The 20071-nt window shown below is 38.9% G+C and carries 26 protein-coding genes and 1 pseudogene; 26 read left to right on the top strand and 1 reads right to left on the bottom strand.

What is annotated here, in order from left to right:
* Position 1 precedes the first annotated feature (1 nt).
* Positions 2 to 496 (bottom strand): terminase gpP N-terminus-related DNA-binding protein, encoded by a 495-nt coding sequence (locus ES765_RS04985; RefSeq protein ID WP_138111716.1) that lies wholly within the window; start codon positions 494 to 496, stop codon positions 2 to 4.
* Between the two features lie 192 nt (positions 497 to 688).
* Here ES765_RS04985 and ES765_RS04980 point away from each other — a divergent pair, with 192 nt between their 5' ends.
* The 26 genes and pseudogenes from ES765_RS04980 to ES765_RS04860 form a co-directional block, all read left to right on the top strand.
* A complete protein-coding gene (locus ES765_RS04980; protein ID WP_171017230.1) occupies positions 689 to 1831 on the top strand; it encodes an ATP-dependent Clp protease proteolytic subunit in 1143 nt (380 codons plus the stop codon).
* 105 nt (positions 1832 to 1936) lie between these two features.
* Complete coding sequence (locus tag ES765_RS04975; RefSeq protein WP_138111712.1) at positions 1937 to 2914, top strand: hypothetical protein; 978 nt, start codon at positions 1937 to 1939, stop codon at positions 2912 to 2914.
* 72 nt (positions 2915 to 2986) lie between these two features.
* On the top strand, positions 2987 to 3343 hold the full coding sequence (locus ES765_RS04970; protein WP_138111709.1) for a M15 family metallopeptidase: 357 nt from the start codon (positions 2987 to 2989) through the stop codon (positions 3341 to 3343).
* Between the two features lie 11 nt (positions 3344 to 3354).
* The gene (locus ES765_RS04965; RefSeq protein ID WP_138111706.1) at positions 3355 to 3693 is read left to right on the top strand and encodes a hypothetical protein; all 339 of its coding nucleotides are present in this window, start codon (positions 3355 to 3357) and stop codon (positions 3691 to 3693) included.
* A gap of 5 nt (positions 3694 to 3698) precedes the next feature.
* Complete coding sequence (locus ES765_RS04960; RefSeq protein ID WP_138111704.1) at positions 3699 to 4067, top strand: hypothetical protein; 369 nt, start codon at positions 3699 to 3701, stop codon at positions 4065 to 4067.
* A 27-nt stretch (positions 4068 to 4094) separates the two neighbouring features.
* Positions 4095 to 5312, top strand: a complete 1218-nt coding sequence (locus ES765_RS04955) for a DUF2586 family protein (protein ID WP_138111702.1) — start codon at positions 4095 to 4097, stop codon at positions 5310 to 5312.
* 4 nt (positions 5313 to 5316) lie between these two features.
* Positions 5317 to 5739, top strand: a complete 423-nt coding sequence (locus ES765_RS04950; protein ID WP_138111700.1) for a hypothetical protein — start codon at positions 5317 to 5319, stop codon at positions 5737 to 5739.
* A gap of 36 nt (positions 5740 to 5775) precedes the next feature.
* Positions 5776 to 6123 carry a hypothetical protein gene (locus tag ES765_RS04945; RefSeq protein WP_138111698.1) on the top strand — a complete coding sequence of 116 codons (348 nt, stop codon included), beginning with the start codon at positions 5776 to 5778 and terminating at the stop codon, positions 6121 to 6123.
* Between the two features lie 224 nt (positions 6124 to 6347).
* Positions 6348 to 8342, top strand: coding sequence for a phage tail tape measure protein (locus ES765_RS04940; protein ID WP_138111696.1), 1995 nt, complete (start codon positions 6348 to 6350; stop codon positions 8340 to 8342).
* Positions 8342 to 8974, top strand: a complete 633-nt coding sequence (locus tag ES765_RS04935) for a DUF6046 domain-containing protein (protein ID WP_138111695.1) — start codon at positions 8342 to 8344, stop codon at positions 8972 to 8974. The genes ES765_RS04940 and ES765_RS04935 overlap by 1 nt, the downstream gene beginning before the upstream one ends.
* Positions 8971 to 9939 (top strand): hypothetical protein, encoded by a 969-nt coding sequence (locus ES765_RS04930; RefSeq protein ID WP_138111694.1) that lies wholly within the window; start codon positions 8971 to 8973, stop codon positions 9937 to 9939. Before ES765_RS04935 ends, ES765_RS04930 begins: the two co-directional genes overlap by 4 nt.
* The gene (locus tag ES765_RS04925) at positions 9936 to 10409 is read left to right on the top strand and encodes a hypothetical protein (protein WP_138111693.1); all 474 of its coding nucleotides are present in this window, start codon (positions 9936 to 9938) and stop codon (positions 10407 to 10409) included. The genes ES765_RS04930 and ES765_RS04925 overlap by 4 nt, the downstream gene beginning before the upstream one ends.
* A gap of 3 nt (positions 10410 to 10412) precedes the next feature.
* Positions 10413 to 10628 (top strand): hypothetical protein, encoded by a 216-nt coding sequence (locus ES765_RS04920; RefSeq protein WP_138111692.1) that lies wholly within the window; start codon positions 10413 to 10415, stop codon positions 10626 to 10628.
* Between the two features lie 2 nt (positions 10629 to 10630).
* Positions 10631 to 10909, top strand: coding sequence for a hypothetical protein (locus tag ES765_RS04915; RefSeq protein WP_138111690.1), 279 nt, complete (start codon positions 10631 to 10633; stop codon positions 10907 to 10909).
* The gene (locus ES765_RS04910; protein ID WP_138111684.1) at positions 10902 to 11189 is read left to right on the top strand and encodes a LysM domain-containing protein; all 288 of its coding nucleotides are present in this window, start codon (positions 10902 to 10904) and stop codon (positions 11187 to 11189) included. The genes ES765_RS04915 and ES765_RS04910 overlap by 8 nt, the downstream gene beginning before the upstream one ends.
* Before the next feature lie 13 nt (positions 11190 to 11202).
* Complete coding sequence (locus ES765_RS04905; RefSeq protein WP_138111681.1) at positions 11203 to 11868, top strand: hypothetical protein; 666 nt, start codon at positions 11203 to 11205, stop codon at positions 11866 to 11868.
* A complete protein-coding gene (locus tag ES765_RS04900; protein ID WP_138111678.1) occupies positions 11865 to 12161 on the top strand; it encodes a hypothetical protein in 297 nt (98 codons plus the stop codon). The genes ES765_RS04905 and ES765_RS04900 overlap by 4 nt, the downstream gene beginning before the upstream one ends.
* Positions 12158 to 13534: a hypothetical protein gene (locus ES765_RS04895; protein ID WP_138111675.1), complete on the top strand. Its 1377-nt coding sequence runs from the start codon at positions 12158 to 12160 to the stop codon at positions 13532 to 13534. The genes ES765_RS04900 and ES765_RS04895 overlap by 4 nt, the downstream gene beginning before the upstream one ends.
* Entirely contained in the window at positions 13524 to 14285 is a 762-nt protein-coding gene (locus tag ES765_RS04890; protein WP_138111674.1) for a LamG domain-containing protein, read from the top strand. The genes ES765_RS04895 and ES765_RS04890 overlap by 11 nt, the downstream gene beginning before the upstream one ends.
* Before the next feature lie 3 nt (positions 14286 to 14288).
* Positions 14289 to 15824 (top strand): hypothetical protein, encoded by a 1536-nt coding sequence (locus ES765_RS04885; protein WP_138111672.1) that lies wholly within the window; start codon positions 14289 to 14291, stop codon positions 15822 to 15824.
* 87 nt (positions 15825 to 15911) lie between these two features.
* Positions 15912 to 16184: a hypothetical protein gene (locus tag ES765_RS04880; RefSeq protein ID WP_138111669.1), complete on the top strand. Its 273-nt coding sequence runs from the start codon at positions 15912 to 15914 to the stop codon at positions 16182 to 16184.
* Positions 16181 to 16354, top strand: a complete 174-nt coding sequence (locus tag ES765_RS21660; RefSeq protein ID WP_171017229.1) for a hypothetical protein — start codon at positions 16181 to 16183, stop codon at positions 16352 to 16354. The genes ES765_RS04880 and ES765_RS21660 overlap by 4 nt, the downstream gene beginning before the upstream one ends.
* Position 16355: 1 nt before the next feature.
* Positions 16356 to 17222, top strand: a complete 867-nt coding sequence (locus ES765_RS04875) for a hypothetical protein (RefSeq protein WP_138111665.1) — start codon at positions 16356 to 16358, stop codon at positions 17220 to 17222.
* Positions 17222 to 17719, top strand: coding sequence for a hypothetical protein (locus tag ES765_RS04870; RefSeq protein WP_138111663.1), 498 nt, complete (start codon positions 17222 to 17224; stop codon positions 17717 to 17719). Before ES765_RS04875 ends, ES765_RS04870 begins: the two co-directional genes overlap by 1 nt.
* Positions 17712 to 18572 carry a phage baseplate protein gene (locus ES765_RS04865; protein ID WP_138111661.1) on the top strand — a complete coding sequence of 287 codons (861 nt, stop codon included), beginning with the start codon at positions 17712 to 17714 and terminating at the stop codon, positions 18570 to 18572. Before ES765_RS04870 ends, ES765_RS04865 begins: the two co-directional genes overlap by 8 nt.
* A gap of 104 nt (positions 18573 to 18676) precedes the next feature.
* Positions 18677 to 19897: pseudogene (locus ES765_RS04860) on the top strand (putative DNA modification/repair radical SAM protein); the annotation flags it as partial.
* Positions 19898 to 20071 lie beyond the last annotated feature (174 nt).

Here is a 20071-nt window from a genome sequence, read left to right as displayed (position 1 = left end):
TTTACCCTAGTTTTAGTGAAACTTCTGTTAAGTGTGATTCTTGAAAATCGAGCATTTCCATATATAATTTGGGGCTGTAATTGCGTACCCCTTCAAAAATCTGATCCATCACCCCTAAATAGGTGATTAATGAAATTTTATTTTCTTTGCTAATCGCTTCATATTGCTTATTCCATTTACTGGCGGCATCGGTAATGCGGTTAAGTTCGGTTTGTAGTGATAAAAAGTTATCAGTTTCATCACGCCCACGGGCAATTTCCATTTCATTTTCAACCCGTATGGCCTTGGCGGCCAAATCGCTTATGAGTTTGCGTAAATTTTCTTCTTGGGTACGTTTACCTATAAAGCGTGCTTCACGTTCTTGTTTCCATCCGTATTTGTTTACCCACCCACTAACCGTTTTTTCTTGCACCTGCACAAGTCCGGCAATTTCCTTTTGACTTTTACCGCCCATGTAAAGGTGTTTAGCGGTTGCCCGTTCATTTGTTTTACCCATGCTTCTTTGAAGTTTGCTTAGTGATTATGGTACAAAATTGTCTTTTTTATCTGGGTACTTTCCGTTGGTTTACTGTCATGGTGTCAGGTACTAGTAATTTACTGTCATAATGACAGTGTTACGGTATGCCAATTTTTACGGTGCCAGATTTTGCAGCACATTTGTGGCATGAATATGTATCAAAACATTTTTATGAATGCCGGCCAAGGCACTATTGCAGCACCATTGGCCATTATGGTAACAAGCAAAGCCAAACTTTGCATTATCGCTATAAGCGGTAGAATAGCTGAATGGACAAATGCCAATTCAACCCGATTAGGTGCCGATATCAAGGCGGCTATTGCTGCCGGGGCTGATTCATGCCAGATATATGTGAATAGCGTTGGTGGTAATGTTTTTGAAGCCAATGAGATTATAAATCTTATTGAAGATAATTTTGAATCGGATAATATAACAGTAAAAGTGGGTGCCTTGTGTGCATCTGCCGGTACTATATTCCCTGCAAAATATCACGCTACCGGAAAGCCCAACAGCCAGTTCATGATACACAAGCCTAAAATGGGTGTGGGTGGTAATGAAGATGAAATTGAAGCCAATTTAAAATTACTTAAAAATCTTACGAGCCAATATAAAACGATGTATGCCACCAAATTTGGTATTACAGAAGATGCCGTTGAAGCCCTCTGGGCTAAAGGTGATTATTGGATGGATGCCAAGGCCGCTTTAAAAATGGGCTTATTGAATGCCATAGAAAAAGAAGATGAAAAAATAGATGCCGCTATGCACTTGCAATTGGTGGCATGCGGTGCGCCACAAACTTACAAGCCAGAAGGCACAACACATAAACATGAAAACCCAAAACCCATAAAAATGGAATTATCAGTACTAGCAGTAACATTGGGCCTACCCGCAGATGCAACACAAGCAGTGGTTGATGCGAAATTGGCAGAAGTACAGGCATTAGCAGCAACAGCCGCTTCATTAAAACAAGCCGCAGAAGATAAAAGTGCAGCCGAAATTACCGGTAAAATTAAAGCCCTTTTGGATCAAGCAGAAATTGACAAAAAAATTACGGCTTCTGTACGTGGTAATTATGAAGCCATTGGCCAAAATAGCTTTGAGAATTTAGAAGCGATTTTAAAAACGGTAGCACCTGTTAGAGCCTTAAGTAATCAATTAGAAGGTGGCGGCCCAGATGTAGATGCATCTGGCAATGATTACAGCAAATTCACATTTGCCGATTATCAAGAAAAAGCCCCAGAAGCATATTTGGCCCTTATGGAGTCAGATCCAAAAAAGGCAGAAGCGTTGAAAAATGCGCATTATAAAGATTAGAAAGAACCCATTAACTACAGTTTAAAGGCTGTTTGAACACCCTTTAACAGCATCATAACTTAACCGAAAAAAGAAGCTTAAAATTAAAATCAAAAATTTAGAAAGATGAAAACAAAAGTAGTATTAAGATCCGTTATTGCCCTAATGGCATTCATGGTTGCATTTGTAGGGTATTCGAACGACACCCCAGAGGTAAGCGTTGCAATGGCCTTGGCCATGAACGAATACGCAGAAAAAGAATTGATTAAGCAATTTAGACATACCGGCAGTTGGTTGGCACGTGTACCTTCAAAAAACCAATGGGTAAATAATGACGTTATTAAATTAACTGAAATTGGTGCAGACCCTACCGTATTAATAAACAACAGCACATACCCAATCGCAGTTTCTGCCCGTGCAGATGATTCTGTTGCTGTTTCTCTTTACAAATACGATACTGAAAACACGAAAATCACTGATGATGAAGTGTATGCCTTACCGTATGATAAGCCCGGCAGCGTACAGGCGCAGCACCGTGAAACCTTAGAAGAAGCAACAGAAGCGCATGCCTTGCATTCGTTGGCACCCTCTGGCAACACAGCAAACACCCCGATAATTTTAACAACAGGTGCAACGATAGGCACCCGTAAACGTTTAATTTCTGCTGATCTTATTATTTATAAGAAAACATTGGATTTGTTAAAAATACCAAAAGCCGGTAGGTGTTTGGTACTTAGTGCAGACCACATGGCAGATTTACTGTTAGAAGATAAGGCATTAGAGTTGCAATATCACAACCACAAAGAAGGTGCGATTGCGGCTAATTATTACGGGTTTGAAATTTACGAAAGTATCCATTCTCCTGTATATGATGCTTCTTTAGATAAAATTGCATACGGTTCAGTAACAGAAGGCCGTGCAGCATCTGTATTATTCCATGTTAAGGCATCTGCCAAAGCAAGGGGATCAGTTGCAAGATATATGGCTATGGCTAAAGATGATCCGCAGAACCGTCAAACGGTTGTTGGGTTTAGATTGTACTTTTTGGCAATACCATTACGTGCATTGGGCCAAGGGGCAATTGTTGACACAGCAGTAGCATAACACTAAAAAAGGCGGGCCAGTTCTCACTATAGAACGGCCTGCATCCCCACGGGGGAAATATTAAAACCTTTTATGAAATTATCAGCACACCAACAGATCTTTACGCTTAATGTTTCAATGCTTATTTGTTTCGCATTTGAAAACGGCTTAAGGTTAACATTTGGTGAAGCCTATAGAACAACAGAGCAGCAATTGTTATACGTTCAAAGTGGCAAATCACAAACAATGAACAGCAACCATTTAAGAAGGTTGGCAGTTGATTTTAATGTGTTCAAAGATGGTAATCTAACTTATAAATGGGCAGACTTAAAGCCACTTGGTGACTATTGGGAAACCTTACATGAGAATAACAGGTGGGGCGGTGATTGGAATAAAAACGATTTAAAAGATGGTTTTATCGATACACCACATTTTGAAATGAATATTTAAAGACCAGAACCATGAACTTTAAGAACGCAGCAGAAAATTTATTGATTGCCCTTATCGGGGTTGTGTTCGGTTGTATTCTGACTTTTTTCATTATCACCCAAAGCAATAAGGCACTTAGTAAGCAATTAACACCGATCATTGAGCAGGCTATTGCCAAAGAAACAACGGCCATAACCAATGAATTTATTACGGAAATCAAAAAACTGAAAAGCCGTGGTGGTAGTACTGTTGAATTAAACATTACCCCAGATATTAAGAACAAAGCACAAACAATTACAACCAAAGATTCTTTACCAGAAAAAAAAGGTTTTTTCAAAAGGCTATTTGGTAAGAAGGATAAAAACAAATAGAACCCATGAAAAAAACGGAATTAGACAAAATCGCAAAAGATTATTTCAAGGCGAACAAAGGCGAAAAATCTTTGATTGTAACATCTGATGGCCAAGCCTTCGTTAATGAAAACGCAGCAAAGCTTCACGTGAATACCAATAAAGCCAAAAAGAAATTAACCTTTGAAACCTACACCACCGGTGTGGTTGACACTTCTAAAAACGATGAAGGTAAAGTTGATGTAGTTGAATTTCCTTTAAATGAAAAAGCAATCAAGGCTTTTAAATTGGGTGACCTACAAAAAATGGCAGAAGATCTAAAGATCGATGTTGCCGAACTTGACACGAAGCAAAAAATTGCCGATGCCATCAATACATTGAAGGCCGAAGCGTAATTAATAATATTTTCTAAATCCAGATAAATGGGCTTTAAAGGAACAGTAGTAAACAGGCTTAATGGCGGCCTTGGTCGCACCAACCCAACCGCTGATGGTGTTTGTTTATTAATTATTGGCGGGGCGATCGCTGCAACGGGTTTGGCTTTAAAAACGGCTGTTGAGTTTTTGACAATCGAAAATGCAGAAGCTGCCGGGATTGACCCATCTTATGATGATACCAATTCTATATTGGCACACCATCACATCGATGAATTTTTTAGGGTATCACCAAACGGCAATTTATTTGTGGTTTTAGATGATGATACGTTAACCGGGGCAGATATACAAGCAATCTTAAAAGCAGATTCAAGCATTAAAAATGTTGGTATTGTGCGAAACGATGCGGTAGTATTGGTAGATTTTTCAGCTTATATCGCAGAACAACAGGCCATTGTAACGGCTTTACGTTCTGAAAATAGAAATGTAAGCACCATACTTATTGAAGGTAATGTATATGCAGCAGCGACATTGGTTGCCGCTTATGATGATCTAAGGGAAGAAACCGCAGATAATATTGGTGTGGTAATAACACAAGATCCTGCCATTGCAGGCATTAAAGCAGCATACAAGAACTATGCGGCCGTTGGTGCAGCACTTGGGGGTATTTCGGTACGGGGTGTGCATGAAAATTTAGGTAGTGTAGATATTCAAAACAAACCCCAAGAATTTAAAGGTTTACGCGATTACCCTTTAACAAATAAGGTTCGTGGCCGTTGGTTAGATGCCGCTTTACAAAACGGTGTTTTGTTCAGCACATTGACCGCCACAGAAATTGCGGCACTAAATGCCAAAGCCTACATTTTTGCGGGTGCATATAATGGCTATGCCGGTATTTTCTTTTCAGATTCTCACACGGCTACAGAAGCTGCAAGCGATTACAGCCGCATTGAAAATAACCGTACATGGGATAAAGGCGCAGACCTTATAAGAAATACCTTATTACCCCGTGTAAAAAGTAACCTACAGAAAGATCCAGAGAGTGGGTTGATTAATGCAGGTGAAGCGGGTGAACTAGAAGAATTAGCACGTGTAGCTTTACGCCCAATGGTTGCAGCCGGTGAAATTAGCGGCATGCAAGTTTACATTGATACGGCACAGGCATTATTGAATGATACCCCTTTGCAGGTGAAAGCGCAATTGGTGAAAAATAATATCATCCATGAAATAACAGTGGATTTAGGTTTAACAAACAAAATTTCATAAGACTATGAATATTATAAACCATTTTGGCCGTGTGGCCGGTTGGAATAGCACAAAATTAAGAATGCTTGGCCGTGATGTTGTCGGTATTACTGAATTATCATATGATGATAATGTTGAAATAGAAGGCATAAAAGGTGCAGGCCAATATGATATTGGCGTTGGTGAGGGCAACTATGAAGCAAAAGCAAGTATTACCCTTACCCAAGAAGAACGATTGGCACTTTTAGATTCTGTGCCATTTGGCCGAAAATTACAAGATATAGATGCCTTCCCAATAATCGTTTCTTATGATTATGGTGGTACCATTTACAAAGATGTAATACGGGCATGCCGAATTAAAAACAATGGTGTTGAAGTAAAGCAGGGTGATAAATCAATTGCCTATAAGTTTGAATTGTACACCCCAAAAATTGATTGGAACGTTTAAAAAAAACTAATACATAAATCTTAAGATACAAAAGTCATGGCAGACACGAAACACACAACATTCAAAGAAATTACAAAGGATCAGATCAGCAATTGGAAAAAAACAAAAACCGGGCTACGTCAAATAGAAGTACCTGTTGATGGTGGTGAACCTGCAAAATTTATTATCTGCAAACCCACACGTAATTTATTACCCTCAATTACCCAGTATGGCAAAGATGAAAACATTGAAGCCCTTAACAGGCTTTTGGTTACTAATTGCGTTTTGGGCGGTGATATGCTGTACATGGATGATGATAGCGGTGATATGGCTGTTTACTTAGCTGTTTTGGCCGAAGTGGGAAAGCTTATGCAGGCAAAGGGCGTGATCTCCAAGATTATTTAAAACACTTTGCCATTGATGATGGTGATGGCCCAACGGATGATTGGATTATTCAAATAAATGCGATCATCCGCAGGGAATACCACATTGACCCAGAAAACCTAAGTGATGAAGATTGGGCAAAGTTTTACAACGAATACCAATACACTGAATTTGTCAGATTAAAAAACCTTAAAAACGTGTTCATTGAAGCTTTAGCAAAAGTGGTCAATGAATCATTCAAATAAATGTCCACAACCACTACATCTTGGATTTTAAAGTTAGTAGATCAGGTTAGCGGTCCGATGAATACAATTAAGCAGGCGGGCAAAAGCACCAAAGAAGTTGTTGGCCAAGTAAATGAGAACCTTAAAAAGGTTTCTGCTATAGACCTGTACGCCATAGCCGATAGTGCAAGGCAACTTAACCAACACTTTCAACAGGCCATTCGACCGGGTATTGCCTACGAAGCTACTTTGGCAGATGTTTCTGCCATTACAGGTGTAATGGGTGAAAATCTGGAGAAATTAGGCGAAAACGCCAGAAAGTCAGCAAAGATTTTCGGTACGTCAGCATCACAACCTTTAGAAAACTACAAAACCATACTATCAAAGCTAGGGCCCGGAATAGGGCAGAACGAAAAAGCCTTGGACAGTATGAACGCTAGCGCATTGACATTATCCAAAACTATGGACAACGATGTTAAGGGTGCGGTCGAAGCCCTTACAACATCAATGTTGCAATACCGTGTAGATCTAACCGACCCTATAAAGGCATCAAAGGAAATGGAAATGATGATGAACGTGATGGCGGCAGGTGCAAAAGAAGGTAGTGCAGAAATACCCCAAATATCACAGGCCATAAAAGTGGCAGGTGTTGCGGCATCACAGGCAAAAGTTTCTTTTGTAGAAACGAATGCGGCAATACAAGCTTTGGCCGCAGGCGGAAAAGTAGGTGCAGAAGGCGGTATGGCTTTACGAAATGTACTTGGTAAAATGGCGGGTGCCGATGTAATACCCAAAGAAGCATTACAAAAATTACAGCGTTACGGTGTAGATATGGCCATCGTTTCAAATACCACTTTACCGTTTACGACACGACTTAAAGAACTTGGCAAGGCTCAAGGCGATGCCACGGCCTTTGCGCAGGTTTTTGGAGTGGAAAATGCCGCAGCCGCTAATATTTTAGTGCGCAGTGTAACTGCACAGGATGATTTGGCCAAAAAGATTGCAGGTACCAATGTAGCCTACGAACAGGCAAAAATAAAAATGGACACCTACCAAGAAAAACAAGGCAGGTTGACCGCTACTATGGAAGATTGGGGCATTACACTCTTTAATGCCACAAAACCTTTTATTCCATTCATCATTGCAGGGCTAGGTGCTGTAGAAATGCTATCCCATTTAGGAAATGCCCAAAAAGGTGTGGCACTTATTATGGACACCAAATTAGGTAAGGGCCTAAAGTTTATTCGTACGGGTCTCAATAAAGCCACTTTGGCTTCTGGGAACTTTGTAAAGGGCTTGGTGGCTTCTGGCGCAAATGCGTTGAAGGCTGGCGGTAGGTTTATTATTGCCGCCCTAACTGGTCTAGGTAGTTTTATAGTCGGTTTGGTGAGTGCCACAGCAGCGCAATGGGGCTTTAATGTTGCCATGAACGCCAACCCAATAGGTTTATTGGTGATAGGTATTGCAGCCGCTATCGGTGTAATTATTCTAATGGTAAAGTACTGGGATGAAATAAAGGGCGCTTTAATAAAATTTGGCGCATGGATTGCAAAGAATAATCCATTTGAATGGATGGTAACCCTTATCGATAAAGTTTTCCCCGGTTTTCGTGTAAAAATTGAAGCCCTTAAAACATGGGTGAAAGATTTATTAATGGGCGTTTGGGAATCAATCAAAAAAGTATGGAATGGCATTAAAGAATTTTTTGGCTTTGGTGATGATAACACGGTTGAAGTTGAAGTAACTAAAAAGCCTAGCACCGACCCTACCAAATTAGATGTGCCCGCAGGCACAATTGACACGAATAATGGAGTAACACCTACCAATGGTAATGCACCGGTAATTAGCGGCAATGGTTCTGGTGGTAGTGCTAAGATATTAACCATGAATCTTGACATTACAAACAACTTTAGTTTGCAGCCGGGCAATTGGAAAAATGACATTGATAACATAGCAGATGAAATAGTTGGCAGAATTAATGACCGCATGCGTGATGGTGCAATAAGTCTTGGATAATGGCAGATTATAATATAAACACACTTTTTGAAATTGCTTTTGGTATCAAAAACTATGCTATGTATAGGCCAGAAGGTGTGGGCAGTTTGCCCAATGCGCCGGGGTTTGTATATAATAATATAGATTTTATTGAAAGCTTAGAAGAAACGGCCCGTGTGTCTTATATGGGTACACCAATTGTGTTTCCTATAAAATTTAGAGGTGAAAATTATAAATTTTACAACAGCAACGGTGAAATTGAGAATTTCCCAGTAGCCGATTTTGATTTGCCTAGTGCCACATTAGTAAATTTTAGGCATCCAAAAATAGTAAGTAAAACAACGGCACTGGCTTCTAATGGCACCGTTAAAGAAATGTATGGATTTGATGATTGGGTGGTTGATATACGGGGTATTTGTTTGCGTGATCCTGGGCATGCCACCGCCAAAACCGCTTATGAACAGCACCAAAAACTAATTGAATTTGATGAAGTGGCCGACAGCATCACAGTTATTGGTGATTTATTCACAGATAAGAACATTAGTAAACTAACGATTTTAGAAACCGAATTTAAGCAGGTGCAAGGTAAACCGGGCGTAATCCCTTTTTACATGCGCTGCATTTCAGATTCACCTATAGAATTAGATTTATGACACTTGCAATGGTCGCTAAAATAACGTTTGCAGCCACGGCAACCCGTGGCGAATTGGTCTTAAGAAAACCAACGGGCGTTTCCATTGAAAAATCTTGGCAACAGTTAACCGACACCGCCACCATCACCATGCCACGTAATGTGCGTGATTTTGATAAATCGAAAGTAAACGAACTCTTTAAAAAAGATGATCCTGTTACTATTGAATTGGGCTATGATGGCGTGTATGTTACAGAATTTGTGGGCTATATAGCACGGGTAAGTGCTGATATACCCATAAAAATTGAATGTGAAGATGAAATGCGCATTATATCAAAAACCCCGGTGAATGCTTCGTTGCCAAAAACAACATTGGCCAACCTTTTCATCAAGCTGTTACCCGGTGTAGAGGTAGATGCTTTAGAAGTTGAAATTGGCACGGTTCGATTTGCAAAAACAAATATGGGTGAAGTATTGAAATTCTTAAAAGATGAATACAGCCTATACAGCTACATGAAGGGTAAAACCTTGGTATGTGGTAAAATATATGCAGATGATACTGATGTGGTACCGGTAACACTTCATCTTGAAAAAAATGTAGTCAATAATTCATTGAACTATAGAAATGCCGAAGATATACGCATTAAAATAAATGCGGTTAGCACATTGGCCAACGGTACTAAGATTGAAGTTTTAGTGGGTGATGAAAATGGTGATGAACGCCAATTGGCCTATTACGGTATTGAAATATTGGCAGAATTAGAAAAACTGGCCAATGAAGATTTAAAAAAATATAAGGTTGATGGCTTTGATGGTACGGTTGCCACGTTTGGCATTCCATTTATTGAGCATGGGTATAAAGTCAATTTGGTAAGTTTTATTTACCCAGATAGAAACGGGGTGTATTATGTGGAACGGGTGAAAGTAGATTTTGATGCATCACCACAATACAGGCGCACGATTGAATTAGGAGAAAAAGTAGCATGAGCAGGAAATTAGATGAATTTGTGCGGTTAATGAAGCAAAGCCAAAAGGCTATTGTGAAGCCCCAGATGGTGTGGGCAAAAGCCGGTGCGGTGAATCTTGAAAAAAATACCATGGTTGCCACGGGCGTTGTCGATGACCTTGAATATTACGATGTATTGCTTGGCCTTGGTCACATTAATAAAGTGCCAAATAATGGCGCATTATGCCTTTTGGGTGTGATTGGTAACCATAGCGGCTTTACTTTTTTAATAGAAGCTGAAAGCGTGCAGGCCATGCAGATAAAATCGAATGAAACCGATTTAATAATTGATGAAAATGGGTACCAAATCACAAAGGCTAATGAAAGCCTTACCACCATATTAAATGAATTTATTGATGAAGTTTTAAAAATAGTGGTGATACAAGGCCAAAGTGTTAATGTGCCTGCTTTAACAGCGATTAAACAACGATTAAACACCGTTTTAAAATAGGATATGGCAGATACGAAAACACAATTAAAAAATAAGATTGAAGCGGCCTTAAATTTTGATTCAGAAAAATCGGTTGCAGACATAGGTACACCTGCACAGGCCCGTGCAAGATTAGCCCAAAACTTGGCAGATGCTTTTGAAGCGTATGTGGTAACAAGAACAGTAAACGTGGCAGGCGTGCAACCGGGCAGCGGTTCAGTGACCGGCATAATAAATTAAGGATGGCAAAAGATATACTATTAAATGATACAGGTGAATTAACCATTGCTAATGGTGATTTTGTTATTGGTGATAGTGAAGATCAAGAGGTGCAGTTGATATTGGAAATGGCGCAGGGTGAATTAAAAGAAGATCCTTTATTGGGTGCTGATTTATTTAGGCTTATACACAGCAATGCCACAGATGCAGAATTGAAATTGGCGGTGAAGCTTCAATTGGCCCGTGATGGCAAAGATTATGACAAATTAAAAGAACGTATAAAAATACAGGTCAATGAATAGCACACCGATCATACAGGGCCAAACATTGTTTGATATTGCCATACAAGAATATGGCACGCCATTACCGGTGTTGTTGATTGCTCTAGAAAACGGCTTGGCGGTTACCGATGAATTGGAACCGGGGCAAACGATTCTATTGCCAGACTATGATGGTAAAAAAGTTGATATAGCCGGGTATTATTCAAAAAAATCTATTTGGCCATCAACAGCGTTAACAGATGCCATTGATGATTTATTTATAAATGATGATCCCTGTGATTATTGCAAGTGTTTTACTTAGAATTTAAAAACGTATGAAACAAGATCTAAATATATTAATTGATTATCTCACCTGCACAGATGCGGTGATGATCACGAAGTGGCAAAATATACTTGCAAGCTTTTGGCATAAAGATGATGGTGATTTAATTCAAAGTATCACAAGTGATGCCAATAGTATCACGTTTACAACAGTTAATGCAGATGGTGATACAACAGCGCATATTGTTGACCAATACCAAGAGCCTACCAATTTTCCTATTAGTAAAATAACAGATTTGGCAACGGCTTTATCTGGCAAAGTGGCCACAGAAGTTGGCAAAGGCTTATCACAAGAAAATTATACCACAGCAGAAAAAAACAAACTTGATGGCCTTACCAATTATGTGCCGCCAAGTAGTGAAGAAATTGCATATATAAATGGCCTGCAAGATGCCTTAACCACCTTACAAGAAAATATTAATACGGTTAGTGATGCCATAGCACAAGGTAACCCTGTTATTATTTATTTTAAAGGGTATAGGCTGTATAAAGAATTAGGCAATGTTGAATTGTACCCACAGACCGGTGAAGAAGTAATGGGCCGTGGTGATGGTACTTTATTTGGTGGTGAGATTATACATGTAACGGCCAAAACAGATTTACCAGATCAAGGCGTGGTTACCAATTCAGATTTTAATTTTATAAGCAGTACACCATGATAAACTATACAATCTTAGGCACAACGGTTGCTAGTTGGATTCTAATTTATTTTTTAATAAAAAGAATAAATAGAATTGAAGCCAAAGCCCTTATTGAAAATAGAATATTGAGTGGGCGCATTCAAACCCTTGGCAAAACTGCTAAAGAATGGGATGATAGCAGAAAATTTGATATAAAAAGATTAAATGCAACTACTCTAAAAGCCACGGCAAACAGTGCAGGTGAATTGATAGTTACAAGCCCAGATGGTAAAACGATACTAAACGAATTTAAACTAAGAACGAAAAAATGAAAAAATCACTATTTATTTTAATCATGATCCTGGGGGTTGTTGGGTATTCTCAAAGCCTTAAGAAATATGGCAGAACCGTTGAAATGACCACGGCAGAAATCATGGCCATTGATACCGCCCGTACAGGTGTGGTGTATGATGCGTATAATACAGATCTTAATATTTATGTCATTAACAGGCGTGATGATGCAGGTTGGGTGCCGTTGGTAACTTCTGGGGGTGGAGCAACCTACACCGCAGGATCGGGAATAAATATAAATGGTAGTGATGTTATTAGCGTTGATGGGGTTTTGACAGATTCTCAAACATTATCAATAGGCGGTGCTGATAACAGGCTTTATATAAGTGATGGTAATAATCTTTTGCTGCCAACTTTGGCAAATGCAAACCAAATAATAACAGATAACCGAACGGTAAAAATTGATGGTATTTCAAAGAGTATAAAATTCACAGATAGTTATGATGGCGTTATTTTTGAGTTTGGTAATACTTCATCTGCTGAGAAATTTTTCACAATTCCTTTTGCATTTACAATGGGCCAAGGCGGCTTAAGTTTTCTTAATCCTTTCCTGTTATATTCCTCTAGTTTTGACCCGTCTCAAGATACAGAAGGCTCTATATATTACAATACAACAGAAGGCTTAAAAATTTCTGATGGAACAACGTATAATGTTGTAGGTTCTGGGGGCGGTACAGACAACCAAACAGCCGCAGAAGTAACAATAGCAGATGTAGGGTCATTGATTACAGCCACAACAGTAGAATCAGCTTTACAAGAGAATAGAACGGCTATTGATTTGAATACAGCAAAGGAAAACGAGGGAACAACAGTAACAGATACAGGAGAAATTGATTTAACACTAAGCACCTTAGATATTACAGCAGATATAATAGCAGGAAGTATAGACGAAACAAAATTAGATGCAAGCACTAATTCTAGTCTTGATTTAGCAGATTCAGCACTTCAATCCGATGCTACAGAGGTTACCGGTTCCGATGCTATCACTAACATTATATCTATGACACAGGCGGAGTTTGATGCCAATGCCCCTGATGCCACAACATTTAGTATTATAACCGATGCAGCGCCCTCTACGGTAGTCACCTCTGCTACAGTAGATTTAGATGAATCTAAACTAATGTATAATGACCAAACCGCCGATGCGGGCACACTTACTTTTAACAATGCTAAAGCAGGTGGGTCTATTACAGTATTTATAAACAGGTCAGCAGCTCCTACTTTAGCAGGTTCAGGAATAACTTTCAATCAAGTTCCAAATACTACAGCTTTTGCATCAGGAACAGAGATGGCAATATACTTTGAAGCTATTTATGATGGAACAACAATTGATTACTACTACTATGAGAGATAAAATCATTTACATACTTTTATTTATGTCATTTTCTTTTTATGCGCAAGGCGATATGTTACTTGCTTCTAGGCAACAATCCCTCTTTGTTAGCGATGCTATATTAGTATTAGACCCAGATGTTTATTACAACCCTTCAAGCATAGACGTTAGCGCTGTTTCTGACGGAGATACAGTAACTACTTGGGAGGATTTAGGTGCTAATGGGTTAGATGCTACTGCTATAAATAGTATCGAGTTAAACCTAGTTGGAGCAGAACGAATGGCACAGTTCAATGGTGGTAATTCATATTTTGATGTACCTGAAAGTAGTTTTTTAGAAAAACAAATGGGTACTGATAATTTCACCATAATACTTAGAGAGGGAGCTGTTGTTCAAAACACAGGTTACTATATAAGCAAGGCAGACTCAAATGTATCAAATAGGGAATACGGTCTATATATTAGCGGTAACAACAAAGGACTCTTTGGGGGGTCGACTACTTCATTTTCACCAACGGACGGCACACGTAGATTGTATATAGTCATAATTACAGGAGCAACTGTTGACATCTGGGTAGATGGTACACAAGTAGTCACCGATGACTCGGTTGATACTGTTGCTATACAAACTCAAAGTGTAAATATAGGAGGGCGGTCTGATGGTGGTTACATGGCAAACGATGGTGCACAAATGGATTTAATATCAATTATACCTTCGGCAATAACAAACGAAGAAAGATTAGAAATAGAAGCGCAATTTAAAATAAACTAACATATGAAAAACGTAATGTACTTATTTGTGTTATTAGTATCAAGTACACTTTTTTCCCAACAAGTAAAGTTAGGTATTTCAAACGCCGATGCTAACTTTGGAGGCAGCTACTCTTTTAAGATCTCATTAGATGATAATTTAGAGGTCGTAAGCGGCTTTAAGCTAGGAGAATTAAAAGCCTTCCCTAGTGCGGATGGGTTTGGAAAGTTCAAGACAGGCGGTAGAGGTGGTGATATTATAAAAATCACCAATAATAACACTAGCGGTGCAGGTTCTTTGAAGGCTGCACTAGACCTTACTACCCCTAGGATAATAATAGGAGGGCAAGGAATAAGAATTGATGCAGGGTCAAATACCACTTCCGCAACCGAGGATGATTTTTCTATTTTAGGACAAACCTTTACGGGTAGTGGAATCACACATTATGGTAATATGTTTGAAGTTCTCGGGGCATCTAATTTTATTATTCGACACGTTGAATTTTTAGGCGGAGATTCCCAAGCAGACAGCGGTAGGGATGCTTTAAGAATTATTGCGAGATTTACTGGGAATCCAAGTATTGATGGTGGAATATTAGACCATTGCTCTTTTATGTGGGGTGATGATGAGAATATAAGTATGGCAGGCGATACAGATGGTAGATTTGTCAAAAACATCACCATACAAAACTCAATAGTTGGCGAAGCGTTTAGAAGCGCGAAAGGTATTCTATTATTTGATAACTCGTATCGAATATCATTGTTAAACAACTTATCTACAAACAATAAGGATAGAGGCATGGCACGTATCAGTGTAGGTACGGCAAGTTATGAGATTATAAACAACTTAAGTTATAATAGTGACTGGGCGCCTTTTCAATTAACATGGGAAAATGTAGGTGATTACATCGGTAACGTAGATGTAAAAGGCGGTAACGCTCAATACGGAAACCAAATAGTATTCGGAGAAAGCGCAAACAATGGCTCTTTTACAATAGAAGATAGCAGGCTGTATGCAGTAGGCAACTATTTAGACGGAGCGTCTCAAAATTCAGTAAGTGGCAGCACATGGAGCGAAGATTATCGAGAAACTTCCAAAATTCATGCTACAGGAAGTAGGGTTATTTCTTCAACTGCGGAGGATTTAGGAACTTTTGTCCTGGCAAATGTTGGCGCTAATGTTTCTACAAGTACTATTGAGCAATCCCAAATAGACGATTATACAAATAAAACTGGCTCTTATTCTACAGAAGAAAGCCAAACAGTAGGACTACCTACGCATACAGCAGGTACAGAACCTACTGATACGGATAGCGACCACATACCAGATGCATGGGAAATAGCCATGGGACTTGACGAAGATTCAGATGCCGATGCAACTGTTAAGCCTGATTCGTTTACAATAGACGGAATAACGTATGATAACAGGGAATATACAGGGGGCAGTTATAACGGTTTTATTTATTCAGGCGGAACATTAACAGGTTCTAACTTATACGATTGGAGAGAAATATACTGGGAAGATTTGGCCAATGGATTTCAAACAATGCATTACGAATAATGAACACATACACCACCACTGTAATAATTTATGTAATGATTTTGTTAGTGGTTAACATTGTGAAAAAGGAATTAAATATTTATTGATATGGAAAAACTAAAAGACAAATTAAACAGAATCGAAAACCTATACAAAAAGATTTTTCTGTTGATTCTGGGAAGTTTTCTTATGATAGCCCCATTTTGGGCAGGTGGTTTATCAATGTTTTTATTGAGTGACACGCAGGTTGAATGGACAAAATTACATAGTGTATTTGTGTCTGCCGGGGTTGTTTTTTTTGTCGGCGGGTGGGCCTTTAATAATATAGCCAAAGCAATAGTTGCTATGGTCACACGATTAAGTGAAAAATTGAGCAAATGAATTTTTTTGATGATTTTAAAGTCTTAACGGCATCATTCGTTGCCATTGTCTTAAGCTACATAAACACACCGCTAGATGGTTTTCGGTATTTGGTATTGATTGCCACATTGTGCTACACCATAAGAAAATGGTACATCATGGAAAAAAGGAACAAAAACAATAAAAAATAACATGGCAACACCCACAGTACTTGAAATTAAAAACCAAATTATAGCTAAGAAAGCAGAATTCACCGCACTTGATGGCTTAGAAACCACAAGCAAAGTGGGTATTTATAACTTGTGGGCCTATGTGGTAGCCTTTAGTATTTGGTTGCAATATGGCTTCTTTGAAACCTATAAAGCCGAAACTGATGATAAAATACGCACGCAAAAGGTATACACGATTTTATGGTTTCGTGATAAGGCATTACAATACCGCCACGGCCATGCATTGGTAAAAGAAGGTTATAATTTAGAATACACCGGTGATGGATATACAGAATCAGAAATAGAAGCCGCATTAGTGGTGAAGCGTGCAGCCGTTGTTGAAAAAGAAGTTACAAACCAAACGTTTTTATTCGTCAAATGCGCCACAGAAGTTAATGGCAAATTGGCTATTCTACCGGCCGAGCAAAAACAAGGCATAGTCGATTACTTTAAACGCATTAAGCCTGCCGGCACTAAATTAGAAGTATTTAGTGATAATGCAGATGAATTACGCATTGAAATTGACTTTTTTTATGATCCATCAATACTTACAGAAAACGGCAGCAGAATTGATGGCACAAATAATACACCGGTGCAGGCAGCTTTGCGAAATTATTTAGAAAACTTACGCTTTAACGGTGAATTTAGTGTTGCAGAATTAGAAGATATATTACAAGCTATAAGCGGTTGCAGTGATCGTGAAGCGTATATAAAAAACCCTGCTTATAATTTTCAAGATCCTGCAAACTGGTTAGATATAGAAAACACCGTTGTAGCCAATAGCGGTTACATGGAAATTGAAGATGCTAACCTTATCATTAATTTCATTCCAAAAACAGTGGCCACATAATGTACGAAAGCATCTATAATATTGATTTCCAAAGATTGGTGGCCACATTGCTGCCTATTCGTAGGCGCACCATTTTAATGGTGCAATGGCTTATTGCTTTGGTAGAACCAATTAACCAATTGCATACGCAGTTTTTAAGGTACCGCCAAGCCACTAATTACAAATTAGATCATACTGCACAGGTATTTAGTTTAGAAGATGTATTAAACGATGCGTTTGATGTTTCAGCCAGAAGAATATACATTGAAGATGGCATATATATATTCCCGGTGTGGTTTTATGATAGGGCCGACAATAAGCCGGTGCGATTTTATAACCGTGCGGCAGATGATAAGGTGCGTTTTTATGACCATAAAGCATTAGGAAAATTAGATGTTGATTTTACTGTTGTATTGCCAAATGGCTTAAATATATCAGATGCGGCAATGTTACGCTTAAAAGCTTTAGTTGATTTTTACAGATTACCAGATAAAACATATACAGTTACTTATGGATAAATATATCGCAGAGGGCGCAGGGTTTCCCGCAGACAATGAATTTTTAATGCTCATTCAATCAATGATTAATGATACTGCTAAATTATCTTCAATTGGCGGTGATAATTTTATTTTAAGAGGTTGCGAAGTGGTTGGCGGTTCTGCCAATGAAGGCTTCATGGTTCTTAATGGTGAGGTGGTGCGTTTTGCAGGTGGTGTGATTGCGGCCAATGTTAGAATTAATGAAACCATTGCCAATGCAACATACTTAGAAGATGTGGCCCCGGTTGATGGCCAAGGTGATTCAAAACCCACATACTACACCCGCACGGCTACTTTTGGTAGCGGTGGCGTATACTCTACCCCTTGGGCAGACTTAAGCCGTGTGAAGCCCTTAATTGAGGTGCAGAAGGCCACAATACCAATTGATGGCGTAATTATGTACGCAGGTGCTGTTGGTGCAATACCTGTCGGGTTTAGGTTATGTGATGGTACGAATGGCACGGTAAACTTAAAAGGCCAATTTGTAGTTGGTTACAGTGCTACAGATACAGATTATAATGCGATTGGTAAAACGGGTGGCAGTAAAGAAGTAACGCTAACAGAAAGCCAGATGCCTTCACATAAGCATACCGGTAGCACCACAAGTGCAGGCGCACATACCCACAGTGTAACAGGGTATTCCAAACAAAGCCAAAGTGTTGATAATGGTGGGGGTTCTGTAGTAGCAGATAGTGAAGGCAGCGCACCACCAACAGGCAGTGCCGGCAACCATAGCCATACTATGGCTTTAAACAATACCGGTGGCGGTGCAGCGCACCCCAACAGGCCGCCATACTATACATTGGCATATATACAGTTCAAAGGCGTTTAAACGTTGATTAAATACAGTTTAAACCCTATGCATTTGCATGGGGTTTTTGGTTTTTGTGTACAATTTGATTTCCAAAAATGTACAATTTGATTTCCCGATTATAGGCCGATGCCGCCAAGTATGATGTATCCTGCTCAAGTAGTGGGAGCAATCGTAAAAACAAGAATAAAGGTTTGGGCGATACCGGTACTGGCATATGCCACTCCTATACCGAAGATGGAAGGTGTGTTTCGCTTTTAAAAATTCTATTGACCAATCATTGCATTTTTGACTGTGCCTACTGTGTTACCCGTAAAAGCAATGATATTCAACGTGCTGCTTTTAAAATTCAAGAAGTTGTTGATCTTACTATTAACTTTTACAGAAGAAATTATATTGAAGGACTTTTTTTAAGTTCTGGTATTTTCAAAAGTGCCGACCATACGATGGAACGCCTGATTGCAGTTGCCAAAAAACTACGTGAAGAAGAGAATTTTAATGGTTACATTCATTTAAAATCGATACCTGGTGCTAGTGATGAATTAATGTATGAGGCCGGATTATATGCTGACCGTTTATCGGTGAATATAGAAATCCCCACGATCTCTGGCCTTAAATTATTGGCTCCAGATAAAAAGCACGAAGATTTCATCAAGCCTATGCTCAAAGTAAAGAATGAAATCATACGCTATACTGAAGAGAAAAAGATAATTCGAAGTACTGCAAAATATGCGCCTGCTGGTCAAAGCACACAGATGATTGTTGGTGCTACGGGTGAAAGTGATAAAGATATCATGTACTCAGCTACCCATTTTTACAAAAACTACAATATGAAACGGGTATATTATTCGGGTTATGTTCCTATTTCTACTGATAGCCGCTTGCCTGCATTAGGTTCAGAAGTTCCTATGCTACGAGAAAACCGACTCTATCAGACCGATTGGTTATTACGTTTTTACGGATTTAACGTAAATGAAATTCTAGACACTGAACATCCTAATCTAGATATGGATATTGACCCTAAATTAATGTGGGCGCTTAGAAATTTGAATCATTTTCCTGTAGATATAAACAAGGCAGATAAAAGTGTGCTAGCACGTATTCCAGGAATTGGAATGGGCTCTGTTCATAAAATAATAAATGGTAGAAAATTTAGAAATCTAAGCTGGGAACATCTTAAAAAGATGGGCGTTGCGCTTAACCGTGCAAAATATTTTATTATCTGCAACTCTACTGATTGGGAACGAAGAGACTTAGACGCTGCTCGTATTAAAGGAATGATATTACAGTCTTCAAATAGTAAATATAAAAATCATTATAGTAATCAATTATCGTTATTCAATTGAAGTATTACTTAATCATAAATAAATAGCATTATGAACTACATGAACAACACGCTAAAGAGACCTAGCTATACAACTTTCAATACATTTTTAGAACAAAGTCAAGGTCAAGTTTTATCCGTTGGTTATAAACTTGTTATGTATAAAAGCAAGATTAAAAAACGCCTATTTATTCTA

This window comes from Maribacter sp. ACAM166, from assembly GCF_005771495.1.
Lineage (GTDB): Bacteria > Bacteroidota > Bacteroidia > Flavobacteriales > Flavobacteriaceae > Maribacter.
This window is presented reverse-complemented; position numbering and strand designations above follow the sequence as displayed.

Excerpts from the sequence above, each read along its gene's own strand:
- ES765_RS04985 (WP_138111716.1), bottom strand. The coding sequence starts at position 496 with ATGGGTAAAACAAATGAACGGGCAACCGCTAAACACCTTTACATGGGC.
- ES765_RS04980 (WP_171017230.1), top strand. The coding sequence starts at position 689 with ATGAATGCCGGCCAAGGCACTATTGCAGCACCATTGGCCATTATGGTA.
- ES765_RS04975 (WP_138111712.1), top strand. The coding sequence starts at position 1,937 with ATGAAAACAAAAGTAGTATTAAGATCCGTTATTGCCCTAATGGCATTC.
- ES765_RS04970 (WP_138111709.1), top strand. The coding sequence starts at position 2,987 with ATGAAATTATCAGCACACCAACAGATCTTTACGCTTAATGTTTCAATG.
- ES765_RS04965 (WP_138111706.1), top strand. The coding sequence starts at position 3,355 with ATGAACTTTAAGAACGCAGCAGAAAATTTATTGATTGCCCTTATCGGG.
- ES765_RS04960 (WP_138111704.1), top strand. The coding sequence starts at position 3,699 with ATGAAAAAAACGGAATTAGACAAAATCGCAAAAGATTATTTCAAGGCG.
- ES765_RS04955 (WP_138111702.1), top strand. The coding sequence starts at position 4,095 with ATGGGCTTTAAAGGAACAGTAGTAAACAGGCTTAATGGCGGCCTTGGT.
- ES765_RS04950 (WP_138111700.1), top strand. The coding sequence starts at position 5,317 with ATGAATATTATAAACCATTTTGGCCGTGTGGCCGGTTGGAATAGCACA.
- ES765_RS04945 (WP_138111698.1), top strand. The coding sequence starts at position 5,776 with ATGGCAGACACGAAACACACAACATTCAAAGAAATTACAAAGGATCAG.
- ES765_RS04940 (WP_138111696.1), top strand. The coding sequence starts at position 6,348 with ATGTCCACAACCACTACATCTTGGATTTTAAAGTTAGTAGATCAGGTT.
- ES765_RS04935 (WP_138111695.1), top strand. The coding sequence starts at position 8,342 with ATGGCAGATTATAATATAAACACACTTTTTGAAATTGCTTTTGGTATC.
- ES765_RS04930 (WP_138111694.1), top strand. The coding sequence starts at position 8,971 with ATGACACTTGCAATGGTCGCTAAAATAACGTTTGCAGCCACGGCAACC.
- ES765_RS04925 (WP_138111693.1), top strand. The coding sequence starts at position 9,936 with ATGAGCAGGAAATTAGATGAATTTGTGCGGTTAATGAAGCAAAGCCAA.
- ES765_RS04920 (WP_138111692.1), top strand. The coding sequence starts at position 10,413 with ATGGCAGATACGAAAACACAATTAAAAAATAAGATTGAAGCGGCCTTA.
- ES765_RS04915 (WP_138111690.1), top strand. The coding sequence starts at position 10,631 with ATGGCAAAAGATATACTATTAAATGATACAGGTGAATTAACCATTGCT.
- ES765_RS04910 (WP_138111684.1), top strand. The coding sequence starts at position 10,902 with ATGAATAGCACACCGATCATACAGGGCCAAACATTGTTTGATATTGCC.
- ES765_RS04905 (WP_138111681.1), top strand. The coding sequence starts at position 11,203 with ATGAAACAAGATCTAAATATATTAATTGATTATCTCACCTGCACAGAT.
- ES765_RS04900 (WP_138111678.1), top strand. The coding sequence starts at position 11,865 with ATGATAAACTATACAATCTTAGGCACAACGGTTGCTAGTTGGATTCTA.
- ES765_RS04895 (WP_138111675.1), top strand. The coding sequence starts at position 12,158 with ATGAAAAAATCACTATTTATTTTAATCATGATCCTGGGGGTTGTTGGG.
- ES765_RS04890 (WP_138111674.1), top strand. The coding sequence starts at position 13,524 with ATGAGAGATAAAATCATTTACATACTTTTATTTATGTCATTTTCTTTT.
- ES765_RS04885 (WP_138111672.1), top strand. The coding sequence starts at position 14,289 with ATGAAAAACGTAATGTACTTATTTGTGTTATTAGTATCAAGTACACTT.
- ES765_RS04880 (WP_138111669.1), top strand. The coding sequence starts at position 15,912 with ATGGAAAAACTAAAAGACAAATTAAACAGAATCGAAAACCTATACAAA.
- ES765_RS21660 (WP_171017229.1), top strand. The coding sequence starts at position 16,181 with ATGAATTTTTTTGATGATTTTAAAGTCTTAACGGCATCATTCGTTGCC.
- ES765_RS04875 (WP_138111665.1), top strand. The coding sequence starts at position 16,356 with ATGGCAACACCCACAGTACTTGAAATTAAAAACCAAATTATAGCTAAG.
- ES765_RS04870 (WP_138111663.1), top strand. The coding sequence starts at position 17,222 with ATGTACGAAAGCATCTATAATATTGATTTCCAAAGATTGGTGGCCACA.
- ES765_RS04865 (WP_138111661.1), top strand. The coding sequence starts at position 17,712 with ATGGATAAATATATCGCAGAGGGCGCAGGGTTTCCCGCAGACAATGAA.